The sequence below is a fragment of the Cellvibrio sp. UBA7661 genome, assembly GCA_002483365.1.
Classification (GTDB): Bacteria; Pseudomonadota; Gammaproteobacteria; order Pseudomonadales; family Cellvibrionaceae; genus Cellvibrio.
The window spans coordinates 45,936-60,658 of record DLHT01000007.1; the positions used below are offsets into that span (position 1 = coordinate 45,936).

The window sequence follows — 14,723 nt, forward strand, 5'->3', positions numbered from 1 at the left end:
AATACACCATGGGAAATGAACAGATCAGGAAAATATTTTTGACTGCGGTGCAGCGGAAAATAGTGGCGAATACATTTCGCCGTTATCGCAGGCTCTGATGTTTTTCCTGATTGAATCAGAGCTCTATAAAAACGACGTTTTTAGCTGAAAAGTAGATGGTGTTAATTAAAAAATAGAAAATGTGAATTGAACAAACAGAAGATAACGTTAACCCGTCTTCGCTGTTTTGGTATTGAAAAGTGTGCAGCAGTTTGAGGAATTATTTTGGTGCTTGAGCACAAACCCCAAAACAAAAAGCCCCGCTATTTTCATAGCGGGGCTTTCATGTTTGGTGCCCAGGAAAGGACTTGAACCTTCACGGCCGAGGGCCACTAACACCTGAAGCTAGCGTGTCTACCAATTTCACCACCTGGGCATTCTCAGCAAGCTGAGGCCGCGCACTATAAATATCGCCCTGTGGGCTGTCAACAGGGTTTATGGTTTTATTTGTAGGTTTGTCATGATTGCTGCCCTATAATCCTTCTATAACCTCCGGATCGTTCGGAATTCGCCAAATTGATCATAGGATGCCCAATTGAGCAAACGTAAATCTCCCTCCAAAGACCCATTCGCATCACGCGAAGCCGAAAAATACGAAAACCCCATTCCCAGCCGCGAGTACATCCTCGACCTTCTCGACACCTCCGATCAGCCTGTGACCCATGAGCAAATGTGCGTCATGCTCAAGCTCACTGGTGAAGACCAAATTGAAGCCCTGCGCCGCCGCTTGATTGCGATGGCGCGCGACGGCCAGTTGATTAGCAACCGGCGCGATGCCTATGTGCGGCTGGACAAAATTGATGTAGTGCGCGGGCGGGTGCAAGGGCATCGCGATGGTTATGGCTTTGTAATCCGCGCCGATGGTGGCGAGGATATTTATTTGCACAATCGCCAGATGCGCAAGGTGTTTGATGGCGATGAGGTGCTGGTGCGGCTTTCGGGCGAGCAATATCGCGGTAAGGAAGAAGGCGCGATTGTCGATGTGCTGATCCGCAATACCACGCAATTGGCGGGGCGTTTTTTTAATGAAGAGGGCGTGCAATTTGTGCGTCCGGAAAATCCGCGTATTACCCATGACATCATGATTCCGTTTGGCTCCTACGGTGGCGCCAAACACGGGCAAATTGTGGTGGCGGAAATTACCCAGCAGCCGGACAAAAACCGCTTGCCTACCGGCCGTATTATTCAGGTGCTGGGTGACCATATGGCGCCGGGCATGGAAATCGAGTTGGCGATCCAGGCACACGGTATTCCGAGTATCTGGCCGGAGGCAGTATTGGCTGAGGCTGCGCTGTTGTCCCACGAGGTGCAGGAGAAAGATAAATTGCATCGCGTGGATGTGCGTCATCTTCCTTTTGTCACAATTGATGGCGAAGACGCGCGCGATTTTGATGATGCAGTGTTGTGCGAGCGCCGCAAGGGTGGCTGGCGTTTGTATGTGGCGATTGCGGATGTATCGCATTACGTGCAGATCGACAGTGCGCTGGATTTGGAAGCGCGTGCGCGCGGAAACTCGGTGTATTTCCCCGATTATGTAGTGCCTATGTTGCCCGAGGAATTATCCAACGGACTGTGTTCACTCAACCCGCATGTAGATCGTTTGTGCATGGTATGTGAGATGAATATCAGCGATGCAGGGCGCATCACTGGCTATCAATTTTATGAGGGAGTGATGCATTCCCACGCGCGCCTCACCTACACCAAAGTGGGCGAAATACTCACCGGTGAAGGTGAAGCGCGCAACGCACTGCGCGAGGAATACAGCGCGGTGGTTCCGCAGTTGGAATTGCTGCATAAATTGTATGAGTGTCTGCGCAAAGCGCGCGATGAGCGCGGTGCAATTGATTTTGAAACAGTTGAGACGCGCATTCAATTTAATGAAGATCGCAAAATTGAACGCATTGTTCCCATCAAGCGCAACGACGCACACAAATTAATTGAAGAGTGCATGCTCTGTGCAAACGTGTGTGCAGCGAAATTTATTGAGAAGCACAATCTCGTCGGCTTGTTCCGTGTACATGAAGGCCCGACGGAATCCAAGCTCACTAACCTGCGTGCCTATCTCTCTGAATTAGGTTTGGGGCTTGCCGGTGGCGATAAACCAACGCCCAGCGATTACCAACAATTGTTGCAAATGATCCAGGGGCGCGGTGATGCGCATTTAATCCAAACCGTGATGCTGCGCAGTTTGCGCCAGGCGATGTACCAAGTGGAGAACCACGGCCACTTTGGCTTGGGTTATGAAGCCTATACCCACTTTACCTCGCCGATCCGTCGCTACCCTGATTTACTGGTACATCGCGCTATCCGCTCGGTCGTGCGCAGTGCCGAGCCGAGCACCCATGTGTGCCGCGTTGAAACCGCAAAAGCGATTCCGAAAAAATTTATTTATCCTTATTCCGCCAGCGATATGTTGGTATTTGGCGAGCAGTGTTCACGCACCGAGCGCCGCGCCGACGAAGCCACGCGCGATGTTGTGAGTTGGCTCAAATGCGAATACCTGCGCGACCAAGTGGGCGCAGTGTACGACGGCCACGTCAGTGCTGTTACCAGCTTTGGTCTGTTTGTGGAGTTGAACGAGCTTTACATCGAAGGTTTAATTCACATCACCTCCTTGCCGCATGATTATTATCGCTTTGAGCCTGCACAGCATCGCTTGTTGGGTGAGCGTACACGCAAGGTATTTGGTTTGGGTGATGAACTGGTTGTGCGGGTTGTGGGTGTGGATTTGGATAACCGCAAAATCGATTTTGAATTGGAATCTGCCAGTGCTGTGCGCCGTCCAAAATCAGCGGTCAAGCCAAAATCAACCCGACGGACTGCGGTGAAATCAAAAACTGCTGCAGCGACAGCGACCAGTGCGCCCGCCGTAAAACCTGCCGCTAAAAAAGCGGCAACGAAAAAGGCTGGTGTGAAAACGATAGAAGTTAAAAAAGCTGACGTTAGCAGTGCGGGTAATAGAAAAGCAGGCGCTAAAAAAACAGCAAACAAAAAAGTAACGGTTGATAAAGCAGTTGCTAAAAAAGTGGTTGCCAAAAAAGCCGCAGTGAAAAAACCGGCGGCGGGAGCTGCACCGGCAAAATCTGCCAGCGCCAAAGTAGTGAGTAAGAAATCCGGAAGTGAGGTTGATCATGGCCGTAAAACTGCGAAAGTTGCAAGCAAAGCATCGCCAGCAACAGTTCAATCGCCTGCGTCGAAAAAAACTAAAAGCAAGGTTGTCACTGGTATCAAGAAAGCTCCTGCTAAGAGACCGGTGGTTAAGGCTAAGACAAAGGATTAACCTTTGGTTGCAGAGTGAAAGCTTTGTGCTCGATGAGCGGCTGGATCGTGAAATTTATATAGTGAAAGACCGGGAGATCCGCGAGCGTGAAACGCGCATCTCCGAGCGTTAAATGTTTATCAGGAAAATGTTTTGAAACGTGAAATTATTTATGGCTTGCATGCTGTGCAGGCATTATTAAAAAGTGCGCCCCAGCGAGTAATTGAAATTTATTTGCTACAGGGCCGCAATGACCAGCGCTTGCAGAAAATTGTGAATGCGGCAGAGATCAACGGCATTCATTGCCAGCAAGTCGGCCGCAATAAACTTGACGGCATGGTGGGCGATGAAAATCATCAAGGCGTTATCGCGATCTGTACACCTGGCGAAACCTATGATGAAACCTGGTTGTTCCGGTTTCTGGAAAACCTGCGTGAGCCTGCTTTTTTGTTGATCCTTGACGGCGTAACTGACCCGCATAACCTTGGTGCCTGCATGCGCTCGGCAGAGGCAGCGGGCGTGCATGCGGTAATCGCTCCCAAAGACAAATCCACCGGCTTGACGCCTGTTGCGCGCAAAGTCGCGTGCGGTGCTGCAGAGGTATTGCCGTTTGTGCCGGTGACCAATTTGGCGCGCACCCTGAAAAAATTGCAGGAGCAGGGCATTTGGTTATTTGGTGCGGCGGGTGAAGCCACCCAATCTATTTACCAATCCAACCTTACTGGCCCTATTGGTATTTTGATGGGGGCAGAAGGTGATGGTTTGCGCCGCCTCACACAGGATTCATGCGATCATCTGATGAATATTCCTATGGCGGGAACGGTCAGCAGTTTGAATGTGTCTGTCGCTACCGGTGTCTGTTTGTTTGAGGCTGTGCGCCAGCGTGCGAATGCGGCACCGGCGAAAATCTAACGCTGAATAATCTTATATTTCCCAATCATCTATCCCCTTTGTTTTTCTCCCGATACGCAATTTTTTTATTCTAATGAAATAAAAAAATTGCGTATTCGTCATCTTTTAGTCATATCGCTGATTGCCAGATCCGTTACCGGGTGATATATATGGCAACGTTGTCATGCTGGGCTTTAAGCGGAAATATAAAAAGAAACCGCGCGGTAATCGCTAGATAGCTCGATAGATTGTCAGGCGTGTGATTCAGGATCACTGTTCAGGGCTCGCGCCGTGAATGCCTTCGGATGGATCTCATTAGTGTTGTAAACAGGAAGGGTGTGTCTCTTAAAGTACGGACCGGTGTTGCACAGTAAATAAAAATCGCAACACAAGTACTTGATCCCCGGAGCCACTCAAAAAAATCTCGTTGCGTTTTTTTAACTAAAAAAGAAGTTTGCCCAAAAGAAATTTTCGCAATTTCTTTACGGCTTGCTATTGCCTGAAACTTTTGTCTATCGCGTTTTTTTTACATCAACTTACATCAACGCAGTAAACCAGAAATAACAAATACAGTGAGGGGTCTATGAAACGTTCAGTTATTGCGCTCGCCGCATTAGGCGCGGGCTTATTATCCGGCAGTGCATTTGCCGTTGATTGTTCCGGTTTGCCGGTATGGAATAGTGCAGCTGCCTATGGTGGTGGCACTCAGGTTCAGGAGGCGGGTAAAGCTTATAAGGCCAATTGGTGGTCGCAAGGCCATAGCCCGGCCAGTTATTCCGGCCAATGGCAGGAGTGGGCATTACTGGAGGTGTGCGATGGTGCTGCCTCTTCCTCAATCCGCAGTTCGGTTGCGCCATCGTCTTCTGCACCCAGCAGCGTTGCGCCCAGTTCAAAGTCATCCAGCTCGGTAGCGCCATCCAGTTCATCGATTTCCGGTGGCAATTGTTCATCACCGCAATATGTTGCGGGTACCGCTTATGCAGCGGGTCAGTTGGTGCAAAATGCCGGAAGTGAATACCGTTGTAATATTGCTGGTTGGTGTGGTTCTACCGCGGCATGGGCTTATGCTCCGGGCACTGGTGCCCATTGGCAAGATGCTTGGTCTTTGGTCAAATCCTGCGGAGCGGCTTCAAGTACGCCCAGCTCAAGTTCTTCTGTTGCACCATCTTCCAAATCGTCCAGCAGTGTGAGCAGTCGCTCATCATCCAGCGTCAGCGGTAATGGCCGTGTTCCTGGCGATGCAGCCGCACTGCCGAAGCATGCGCTGGTGGGTTACTGGCACAACTTTGATAACGGCAGTGGTGTGATCCGTCTGGCGGATGTTGATCCGGCATGGGATGTGATCGTGATCGCTTTCGTTGAAGATGCGGGCAATGGCAGTGTGGAATTCCGTTTGGACCCTGCACTGAACAAAGCGCAATTTATTCAGGATGTTGCGACCAAGCGTGCGCAAGGCAAAAACATCGTGCTGTCTTACGGCGGTGAGAAAGGCACAGTCACGCTGAATAACTCAACCAACCTGGCCAACTTCGTTAACAGTACTGCATCGATTATCAATGAGTACGGTTTTGATGGTGTCGATATCGATCTGGAATCCGGTGCCGGTGTTATGCACGGTGCGCCAGTGATCAACAACATGGTATCGGCGATCAAACAATTGAATGCAATGTACCCGGACTTCTACGTGTCCATGGCACCTGAGCATCCTTATGTTCAAGGTGGTTATGTGGCCTACACCGGTATTTGGGGTGCGTACTTGCCGATGATCGACCAATTGCGCAATGAATTGGATTTGCTGCACGTGCAGCTGTACAACAATGGCGGTCTGGCAACGCCTTATGCGGCCCAACCTTATCAAGCAGGTACAGTGGATATGATGGTCGCTTCTGCGCGTATGTTGATTGAAGGTTTCCCACTGGCAAATGGTACTGCGGGCACCTTCAAAGGTTTACGCCCTGACCAGGTTGCACTGGGTTTGCCATCTGGCCCACGCGCTGCAAACTCTGGCCAGGCAACAACAGCTGACATCAACAAAGCGGTCGATTGTTTGGTTAAACGCACCAATTGCGGTAGCAACCTGCCACTGGCGGCCTATGGTGACTTCCGCGGTGTGATGACTTGGTCAATCAATTGGGATGTGAAAGATGGCCGCATCTTCTCCGTTCCGGTTGGCAATCATCTGAAAAGTTTGCCCTGATCGATAAACGGTGGACAGACAGTGCGGTGTGATAACCCTGCTGTCATCCCGCCCGCTATCTTCTATGACGCCCGCGCTTATCACGCGGGCGTTTTTTATTAACCAAATCCTGCATTCTTTAACAAAGAGCTCTGCTATCCTTGCCGGTGTGCACTCGCTGGTAGTGGTTCCTGACACCGTTCCCAGCCGCAACCCACTTACAACTCGAATAATCCGGACACTATATGCACACATTCTTCCGCGTCTCTAAACTGCTGTTGGTTATGATCTCTGTCTCCCTGATAACGGCCTGCGCGCCCGAAGTTGGCAGCCCTGAGTGGTGCAAAAATATTGAAAACAAACCCAAGGGCGAACTGACAATGAATGAAGCGAAAGACTACGCCAAGCATTGCGTATTCAAGTAGTGTTTGTTCGCGTGGCTTTTTCAGGCGTGTTGAATAACGATCGGCGCAAATAATATAACGCTAACAATAGGTATTGGTTTGGTGCTGCACACCGCCATTAAAATTGCCTGATTGGTTAGTCAATATCGACACGCGTTTACGCCCCTATAAATCTTGCGCCGTTATACAAAAACGAGAGAGATCCAGAGCGATCCAGAGAAAGACCTGATGAAAACCAACTTTCTAAATATCCATGATTTAGTACTGGTGCTCACCGCATTAGAGTGCGGTGTGCTGGCTGTGCTATTGAATCTGTTGCCTGCCAAACATATCCAGCCCCGGCGAATTCTAGCGGGATTTTTTGTGCTGATTGCGCTGGTGTTAACCACTACGTTAATCGTCTGGAATGGCGATCTGAAAGTCGCCGCAATCAATCACACACCGGTTGTTGTCACTGTGCTGGCTGCGTGTCTGTTGCTGCAGGGGCCGGTACTGTATTTTTATTTGCGCTCGCTTTCGCAACATGTCGTGTTGTTGCGCTGGCGAAACTTGTTGCACCTGGCTCCGGCGCTTGTGGCGGTCATCTTATTGGTCGCATTCGGTATTGATAGCCTGGAATGGCAACCTGCCACTGAACTCACTGGTGTAGAAAACGCGGTGGTAGCATTTTTGTGGGCGTTGGTAAAACTATCGCCGCTGGGTTACATCATTGCCTGTGTTATTGCGGAATATAAATTGCGCGAGCAGTTAAAACATTTGTATTCCGATATTGCGGTATCGGAATTGAAACTGGCTGATGTAGTACTGGCCGGTTTTTGTTTGCATTGGTTGTGGTCGTTGTTAGCGTATTTGTTAGAGGGATTGGTGAGCGCGTCTGTTAGCGATACGCTGGGGATTATCGACAATTACCTCACAGTCATTCTGGTGAACGGGTTGTTTGTATTTGGCCTAATCAACACCCGACAATTGCTTAGCGTGCACGCTGTGCCTGTAGCAAAACCGGTACAGCCAAGCAAAATGGATCATAAGGTTCAGATTATTGAAAAGGCGATCCATGAAGATAAATTATTTTTGGAGAGCAATATCAATCTGGAGCGTTTCGCTGAGCAGATTGGTTTAAAACCGCGCGATATTTCCGCGATCTTGAAAATGCATTACCAGAGTAACTTCTTTGAATTTATCAATCGCTACCGCGTAGAAGAAGCCAAGCGTTTGCTCGTTGCACCTGAATTCAAAGACGAAACCATTCTTGAAATTATCTACAAGTCCGGCTTTAACAGCCCCTCAGCCTTCCACCGTTTCTTTAAACGTATGGTAGGGATTACGCCAACGGAATATCGGCAAAAAGGCTAGTGGTGTTTGTTTATCAGCTTTCGTAAAAAATCCCCGCCAATAAAGCGGGGATTTTTGTTTATGGCGATGCGATTTTTTGGCTTTTTGTTTTCTTCAGGCTGGCTTTCAGTTCCAGTTTTAATTTGTTGTCTTTATTCAGTTGTCCTTCGTGGGCGGCTGCCATTTTGATGTGGCTTATATCGATACCCGGTGTTTGGCTAAGCTGTTCGTACACAACTTGCGCGCGCTTGTTGGCCAGTTGAATAAGATCTTCCTGGGAAATTACCTCGGTAGCAACCAGCGCATCTTTTATTGATCGCACATAAGCTAATCGATCCATGTTGTCACTCTCATCATCCGGTTGGTTGAGTGCGTTTCGTTTTAATTCATCAAGGCTCGGCGTGAGATTTTTCTCTGCGTATAATTTTTCCAGTGTTGCTATGTATTTGCGTGAACCGATATTGGCATCGGTAAGGTTTTGGGATATTTGCCCGCGCAACGCGGCATTAAATTTTTCTTCTTTGAGTGTGTCTGTATCAAACGTCGCTGAGTAAGCGCCTGCGATAGTGATTTGCAAGTCCGGGCGTTTAAGCATTGCTTCGCCCAGCTGCTGGACTTTTTCAGTTTGTGCGGGCGATAAATCGGTGCGGCCAGCAAAAAAGCTGATGTAACCTAAATCTTTATTGCTGCCCACGCCAACCAATCCGGCTAAAAAACGAAATGGTGCTGCGGCCACATTGGTGATCAGTTTGCTCAACGCGCGGCGAATGGTTTTGCTGTAGTCAAATTGCGGATCGTCAACATTACCCTGTACCGGCAGATCGGCGCGGATGGTGCCGTCTTTATCTTTTAGGAGTGCAATGGCAAGGTCGAGCGGCAAATCGGCCGCGCCAGGTTGCGCGACTTTTTTGCCTAGCGCGAAATCGTGCAACACAATATTGTTTTTCCCCAGCATTTGGCTTTTATTGATTTCATATTCCAGGTCGAGATTCATTTTTCCTTTGGCAATTTCCCGGCCTGCAAATTTAATGGAGTAGGGTGAAAAGTCGGCGATATCAATATTGTTAAATGTCAATTGCATGCGGGTTTTTTGTGTGGGCTCCAGCGGAAAAATAGCGCCGCTCATCACCATTTCGCCAAAGTCGCTGACTTGTCCTTCCAGTTTTACATCGGCGGGTGTGTTACTGGTTGAGTCCAATGTGGAAATAGTGCCATTGATGTGGGTAATGTCAGCCGAGAAAGGCAGTGGGAGCGATGCATCAGAAAATTTCCCGCTCGCATCATCAAAATCAATACGGCCAATTAAATAGGTAAATTCGCTAGCCGGATCAGTTGTTGTCACTGTTGCTGGTTCAGCAGGTTTTTCGGGTAACACTAATACTCTGGATAGTGTGTGGCTGCCATCCGGGAATACATTGAAATCGGCAAAAGCTTTATCAAAACGCATACGCCCGATGTTGATTTTTTTATCTTGGGTATTGGCAATTATGCGGTTAATCCGCAGTTGTGACCATGTGAGTATTGGTTTTCCGGATGACTTCTCTTGCAGCGTGAATTGGTCAATCAGCGCATTTCCTTGAATTTGGATGACTTCTTCTTTTGATGTAATTTTACCTTCCGCTGAAAGCTCGCCTTCAATAATGTCAACCAATGCATAGTCATCAATAAACGTTTGCATGGCTTTCATCGGGAATTTTGTAATGGTGTAAGTTCCTGCCGCATTCTTGAGTGGATTGATCTGTAATCTTGCGGCTGATTCAAATTTTCCGCCTTGCAAATAGAAATTGGCAGACACTTCTACGGGTTGATTTTCTTTTGTGCTCAGGTTTTTTGCCTGAAAGGCAATATTGCTAACCTTGACTTGTGAAGCAGTGCTGATCGATGAATCTGTATAGTGCAAGTTTATGCCAGTGACCGACAGGGTATTATTGGTGAATTGCCAAGCCGATTTTTCTGCGTCGCTATGGTCGTCTGCCGCACTTAATTGCGCCCAATTGAGTGTTCCATCTTGTGTAGTCGTTAGCCATAAATCGCCAGTGCTTAATGTGATGTCTGGTATGTGAACCTGTTCTTCCGGCCATTTGAATTCGCCTCCACTCAGGATAATTTCGTTAAGTGAGAGCAATGGTGCATTATTGGTTAGCTGCGAGGCCTTTATATTTTTCGCTTGAGTTTGTATATCAAAAATATGAACCGCTATGGCTGATCTTTTTGTTTGGTGAATATCGTATTTAAAGGTGGATTGGTAATCGCCGGTAGTGATGGCAACGTTAAACTCTTCACTGAAGTAATCTGCCAGTGTTGTTAACAGTGGGCCATTGATGGTGACATCGCCCTTGCTGGCAAAAGGCGCAACACTGATATTGCCTTTCCAACTCAGCTCAACACCGCGATCCGTTTTTAAGTGTAAGGATTGCTGTCCTGTGGTATTGGGCAGGCTACTGAATTGTTGGATGTGAAAATCAATTGGCCCTATATCCGTTTTAAAGGTGTTTTTACGTAGCTGATCTTCAATGTGGAATTGTTCAACTTGCACGTAAATATTTTCTATAAACAATTTTAGCGGTGACACGCTGGTGCCATCATTCAGTGTATTAGCAACAGTTGTATTGTTATCGGATGGACCCGTTAAACGGGTTTTAAGGTTGTTAAAAATGTGAGTGAAGTTGTGTGTGGTACTGTTGATGCGTTTGAATTCGCCATAAATTCCGGTGAGCTGCACTTCATTGAATTTCCATTCGCCCAACTGCCATAGACTGCTCAGTGAATTCCACACTTGCAAATCGACAAATAGACGATCAAACCCCAGTGGTTGATCCAAACCTTGCCCGGAGATTTTTGCGTCATTTATCTCAAGGGTAAATTCATAAGGGTTGATGGATATCCCCCCAATATCCAAATTGAGCTTTAATTGATTTACAACAATGTCATTTAACCGGTTTTTAATGACCATAGGCGCAATAACAGCAAGTGCCAGGTTGTAACTGAGCAATAAGCCAAGCAGCCATACCCAGGGGCGACGCCAGGATAACCAGGCAAGATACTTGGCGCGAAATGATGTGTTGGCAGTTTCTTTCGTCATGAATAAAACCAAATCTGTTGTTGCCCGGTATTGCGGGCGAGTATCAATGTGTGAGGAGGTGTCTGTGCAATCCAGTCTAGCGGCCTTGGTTGCCAATGACTGTTAATTTCTGCGTAATTGGCGATAAATTTTGACCTCGCCACCCTGCAGAGGTTCGCACTACAATTGGTGTGGCAAGGAAGAGCGTAAAGATACGTCTGCGGCATTAACCAATCTAAGCATTAATAGCAATGATTGGAACAGGGCATTTTGGGTAAAGTAGCGCTTTGCCCCATGATTCACTATCCACTATTAGAGAGAGGCTCCGTTATGAAAAAGTCTGTTTTCGCATTGTCTGCATTATTATTGGCTGGCGTTCAATTTGCCCATGCAGATGAGTGTTCATTTACCCTGAACAGTAATGATTCTATGCAGTTTGATCAAAAAACGATTGCGGTAAAAAGTAGCTGTAAAGAATTTACCTTGAATTTAGTGCACACCGGAAAATTGCCCAAAAATGTGATGGGGCATAACTGGGTGCTGAGTAAAGCGGCAGATGCCAAAAGTGTTGCCAGCGATGGCTTGGCGGCAGGCGCAGATAACCACTACATTAAAGCGGGTGATGAGCGGGTTATTGCATTCACACATTTGATTGGCGGTGGTGAGACCGTATCGGTAACTTTCCCGGTAAGCAAATTGACGGCAGGTGAAACCTACACCTATTTCTGTTCATTTCCCGGGCATATCGCTCTTATGCAGGGTAGTTTGACCTTGCAATAATTTTTATTTTTTTTGTTTGTTTTCTTTTTTGCCAGCCCGCTTTTGCGGGCTGGTTTTTTATGTGTCAGTATTTTTGCCCAGTATTTATTGCGCAGTTTTTTGTTGATGAGCAGTTGGTTAGTTGTTATTGATTCAATAGTAACAAACACTAAGGCAGCGCTACCGCAATAAAACGCGCGATGACCTTGTCGGTGTTGTCTTTCAAATCCAAATGCTCCCCTTGCAATTGATAGTGTGAAACTTGCGATAACCCATCAGTAAATGCTTGTGCTTGTTCGTCGCCTTCCATACAGGCCATTTTGGTTCCTGCCATTTGCGAAAACGTTAATTCTGTATCAGTGTGTTGATAGCCGCCCATAAAGCGGTTGCATCCATCTGAGCCACTCACGCGATTGTCTTCACCAAACACAATATGGGGTTCGCGTTGTTGATCGATCACCACAACATCTTTGCCGTTCAACCCAACCAGTTTCCAATAGGTATTCATGAAATTGATAGAAACATTTTCCGACGCGGCTGATGAAGTAGATTCAGTGCTGGTTTGCGTTACTGTTGATGAAGCCACCACCGATGTGGTTGTTGTTGCGTCGGTGGCTGCGGGTTCTTTTGGGCTGCAGCCAACGCCGGTTGCTGCTGATAATAATAAAATCGCTAATTTGTATTTCATTGATAACCTCCTGGTGAACGGTGTAATTGATTTACGCATGAATCGATAACCATTGTAGTGCGCTTTTTGCATCGCTACAGCGCTTTCTGCCAATAGCCAATATCAATCCAGCGGTTAAATTTGAATCCCACCTGTGGAAAATGGGCGGCTTGCGCAAAACCAAATTTTTCGTGAATGTTTTCGCTGGCGGTATTGGGTAATGCAATACATGCCAGCAGCATATGCATTCCCTGTTGTTTAAGTTGAGCAATCAATTCCGTATACAGAGCCGTGCCAATGCCTGCGCTTGTTTTTTCATGATGCAAATACACAGTGACTTCAGCCGTGTACCGGTAAGCGCTGCGGTCTTTCCATTTGCTTGCATAAGCGTATCCGGCCACTTCACCCTGAGCTTCACATACCAACCAGGGAAAGGTACTTGTAATAGTTTCGATCCGCTCTCGCATCTGCTCAATGCTGACAGGGTTTTCTTCAAAGGTGATGACAGTGTGTTCGATGTAGTGGTTATAGATATCGCAAATGGCAGGGATGTCGTTAATCGTACAGTGGCGGATGATCATGCTGGCTCCATTAGCGTATTTGTTGTTTGTGTCAGGTGCAATTGTGAGATGTGGGAGATATTGGCGCAATTTCCGTAATCGTGCCAATAAATTCGGCTTTGTGGCAAAAAGGATTGAATCCAATTGCTCACAATCTGCATCTAAGCTAAAACAGATTGTTCGGAATAGGGTGGGGGGAATATGTTGACGTTTATTTTGTGGTTGTTGTTATGGGTAATCTGCTGGCCACTGGCGCTTTTGGCGTTGGTGCTGTGGCCGATTGTGTGGCTGATTTCTTTACCGTTCAGGTTAATCGGTATTACCTTTGATGCAATCTTTGCATTCCTGAAAGCGCTGTTATTTTTGCCGTCGCGGATTCTTGGCCATAAAGCCTGACCGTAGCCCGCATGGAGTGTAACGGAATGCGGGAAGACATTTCCTTGTGCGAAAACCCCCGTATTTCGCTAGGCTCCATACGGGCTACGCAGGTTACACACTCTTATGCGCAACTGTGTGCGCATGCTGCTCCCAATTTTGTCCATCAAAATTCACAATTTTTACGGAGTGTGGTTGCGGAGTTAAGCAGCGCAAATTTACATCTACCCCGTCAGGGTTTGAGCGCGGAATATAAAAAGGTTTGATGCCGCAGGTTTTGCAAAAAGTGTGTTTTGCAACGCCGGTGTTGAAGGTGTAGGTGGTGATGTTGTCTTTACCGCAGATCAGTTTGAAATTGCGTTTAGGCACAATTAAATGCAAAAAACTGGTCATATTGCAGATCGAACAATTGCAGTTTTCCACTTCCACCTCGTCCGGTGCTTCCACTTCAAATTGAATTGCGCCGCAATGGCAGTTGCCTTGGTAGATCATATGTTTTTCCGTTACGGTTTTACATGGACAGTAGTTTCAAAATTGCTGCGAAATTGGCAGCCGTAGGGCTCCGGGTATTGTTGGCTTGGTGTTATGGTTTTATCCGCTTCCGATATGTCGTAAACGTAGCGCTTGAATGCTGTGGTTAATATCAATTTTTTGTTGTGAATTTTCCAATTGAGTGAGGAAATTTCTTTTCCGTCTTCCAGCTGACTAATATAAGACTTGCCGTCCCCCATAAAATCTACAATATAAGATTCAGAACAATTCACAGAGCCAAGCTCCCAATCCAATATGCTGCTTTCATCGAGAAACTTTTTTAAGCTATCGGTTTGTTGCGCTGTATTGTTGATTACATAAAGGCCGACATTCCCTTTAGTGTAGCGGTGCGCGCTAATTCCCTCTCCCAAACTAAACAGGCGTGATTCCGGTGCTGGCAAATTCAGCGATTCCAATATTTGTTCAATCTGTTGATTGACGTGTGTTGAGCGGGAGCCGGGCGTGTAAATGATGTAAGCCCCCTCTTTTAACGGCGGTAGCGGAATTGTCTTTTGATGAGCCCTGAAGCCTGCTGTGTTCAGTGATTGAAGCAGTTGTCGCTGGGTGTGTTGATCAACCCCCACTGTATAAACATGGATTTTTGTACTGCTACAGGCGGTAATAAACAACGTTAAAAAAAGAAAGAATATTTTGCGCATTGTTTGGTGC

Annotated in this window: 12 protein-coding genes and 1 tRNA gene; 7 read left to right on the top strand and 6 right to left on the bottom strand. The window is 47.2% G+C overall.

Annotation, left to right across the window (positions count from 1 at the left end):
* Positions 1 to 329 precede the first annotated feature (329 nt).
* Positions 330 to 415, bottom strand: a tRNA-Leu gene (locus B2739_RS07100).
* 159 nt (positions 416 to 574) lie between these two features.
* On the opposite strand from B2739_RS07100, the gene rnr reads away from it, so the two are divergent.
* The 5 genes from rnr to B2739_RS07125 all read left to right on the top strand — a co-directional run bounded on the left by rnr (position 575) and on the right by B2739_RS07125 (position 8,122).
* Entirely contained in the window at positions 575 to 3,319 is a 2,745-nt protein-coding gene (gene rnr, locus B2739_RS07105; RefSeq protein WP_331345171.1) for a ribonuclease R, read from the top strand.
* 132 nt (positions 3,320 to 3,451) lie between these two features.
* Positions 3,452 to 4,210, top strand: a complete 759-nt coding sequence (gene rlmB, locus B2739_RS07110; RefSeq protein ID WP_331345172.1) for a 23S rRNA (guanosine(2251)-2'-O)-methyltransferase RlmB — start codon at positions 3,452 to 3,454, stop codon at positions 4,208 to 4,210.
* A 562-nt stretch (positions 4,211 to 4,772) separates the two neighbouring features.
* The gene (locus B2739_RS07115; RefSeq protein WP_331345173.1) at positions 4,773 to 6,386 is read left to right on the top strand and encodes a chitinase; all 1,614 of its coding nucleotides are present in this window, start codon (positions 4,773 to 4,775) and stop codon (positions 6,384 to 6,386) included.
* A 224-nt stretch (positions 6,387 to 6,610) separates the two neighbouring features.
* A complete protein-coding gene (locus B2739_RS07120; protein WP_331345174.1) occupies positions 6,611 to 6,790 on the top strand; it encodes a DUF3012 domain-containing protein in 180 nt (59 codons plus the stop codon).
* 207 nt (positions 6,791 to 6,997) lie between these two features.
* Positions 6,998 to 8,122 (top strand): helix-turn-helix domain-containing protein, encoded by a 1,125-nt coding sequence (locus B2739_RS07125; RefSeq protein ID WP_331345175.1) that lies wholly within the window; start codon positions 6,998 to 7,000, stop codon positions 8,120 to 8,122.
* Between the two features lie 58 nt (positions 8,123 to 8,180).
* Here B2739_RS07125 and B2739_RS07130 read toward each other — a convergent pair whose 3' ends face one another.
* On the bottom strand, positions 8,181 to 11,183 hold the full coding sequence (locus B2739_RS07130) for a DUF748 domain-containing protein (protein ID WP_331345176.1): 3,003 nt from the start codon (positions 11,181 to 11,183) through the stop codon (positions 8,181 to 8,183).
* Positions 11,184 to 11,492: 309 nt separating this feature from the next.
* On the opposite strand from B2739_RS07130, the gene azu reads away from it, so the two are divergent.
* Positions 11,493 to 11,942 carry an azurin gene (gene azu / locus B2739_RS07135; RefSeq protein ID WP_331345177.1) on the top strand — a complete coding sequence of 150 codons (450 nt, stop codon included), beginning with the start codon at positions 11,493 to 11,495 and terminating at the stop codon, positions 11,940 to 11,942.
* Positions 11,943 to 12,090: 148 nt separating this feature from the next.
* Here the strand turns inward: azu and B2739_RS07140 are convergent, their stop codons facing one another.
* Together B2739_RS07140 and B2739_RS07145 are read right to left on the bottom strand one after the other, a co-directional pair.
* Positions 12,091 to 12,609, bottom strand: a complete 519-nt coding sequence (locus B2739_RS07140; protein WP_331345178.1) for an META domain-containing protein — start codon at positions 12,607 to 12,609, stop codon at positions 12,091 to 12,093.
* Positions 12,610 to 12,683: 74 nt separating this feature from the next.
* Positions 12,684 to 13,169 (bottom strand): arsinothricin resistance N-acetyltransferase ArsN1 family B, encoded by a 486-nt coding sequence (locus B2739_RS07145; RefSeq protein WP_331345179.1) that lies wholly within the window; start codon positions 13,167 to 13,169, stop codon positions 12,684 to 12,686.
* A gap of 180 nt (positions 13,170 to 13,349) precedes the next feature.
* On the opposite strand from B2739_RS07145, the gene B2739_RS07150 reads away from it, so the two are divergent.
* Positions 13,350 to 13,544 (top strand): hypothetical protein, encoded by a 195-nt coding sequence (locus B2739_RS07150; RefSeq protein ID WP_331345180.1) that lies wholly within the window; start codon positions 13,350 to 13,352, stop codon positions 13,542 to 13,544.
* A gap of 93 nt (positions 13,545 to 13,637) precedes the next feature.
* Here B2739_RS07150 and B2739_RS07155 read toward each other — a convergent pair whose 3' ends face one another.
* Both B2739_RS07155 and B2739_RS07160 read right to left on the bottom strand, forming a co-directional pair.
* The gene (locus B2739_RS07155; protein WP_331345181.1) at positions 13,638 to 14,015 is read right to left on the bottom strand and encodes a GFA family protein; all 378 of its coding nucleotides are present in this window, start codon (positions 14,013 to 14,015) and stop codon (positions 13,638 to 13,640) included.
* 11 nt (positions 14,016 to 14,026) lie between these two features.
* Positions 14,027 to 14,713, bottom strand: a complete 687-nt coding sequence (locus B2739_RS07160) for a hypothetical protein (protein WP_331345182.1) — start codon at positions 14,711 to 14,713, stop codon at positions 14,027 to 14,029.
* Positions 14,714 to 14,723: the final 10 nt, after the last annotated feature.

What these genes read in the sequence shown, in the direction of transcription:
- B2739_RS07115 (WP_331345173.1), top strand. Translation starts at nt 4,773, where the DNA reads ATGAAACGTTCAGTTATTGCGCTCGCCGCATTAGGCGCGGGCTTATTA.
- B2739_RS07120 (WP_331345174.1), top strand. Translation starts at nt 6,611, where the DNA reads ATGCACACATTCTTCCGCGTCTCTAAACTGCTGTTGGTTATGATCTCT.
- B2739_RS07125 (WP_331345175.1), top strand. Translation starts at nt 6,998, where the DNA reads ATGAAAACCAACTTTCTAAATATCCATGATTTAGTACTGGTGCTCACC.
- B2739_RS07130 (WP_331345176.1), bottom strand. Translation starts at nt 11,183, where the DNA reads ATGACGAAAGAAACTGCCAACACATCATTTCGCGCCAAGTATCTTGCC.
- azu (WP_331345177.1), top strand. Translation starts at nt 11,493, where the DNA reads ATGAAAAAGTCTGTTTTCGCATTGTCTGCATTATTATTGGCTGGCGTT.
- B2739_RS07140 (WP_331345178.1), bottom strand. Translation starts at nt 12,609, where the DNA reads ATGAAATACAAATTAGCGATTTTATTATTATCAGCAGCAACCGGCGTT.
- B2739_RS07145 (WP_331345179.1), bottom strand. Translation starts at nt 13,169, where the DNA reads ATGATCATCCGCCACTGTACGATTAACGACATCCCTGCCATTTGCGAT.
- B2739_RS07150 (WP_331345180.1), top strand. Translation starts at nt 13,350, where the DNA reads ATGTTGACGTTTATTTTGTGGTTGTTGTTATGGGTAATCTGCTGGCCA.
- B2739_RS07155 (WP_331345181.1), bottom strand. Translation starts at nt 14,015, where the DNA reads ATGATCTACCAAGGCAACTGCCATTGCGGCGCAATTCAATTTGAAGTG.
- B2739_RS07160 (WP_331345182.1), bottom strand. Translation starts at nt 14,713, where the DNA reads ATGCGCAAAATATTCTTTCTTTTTTTAACGTTGTTTATTACCGCCTGT.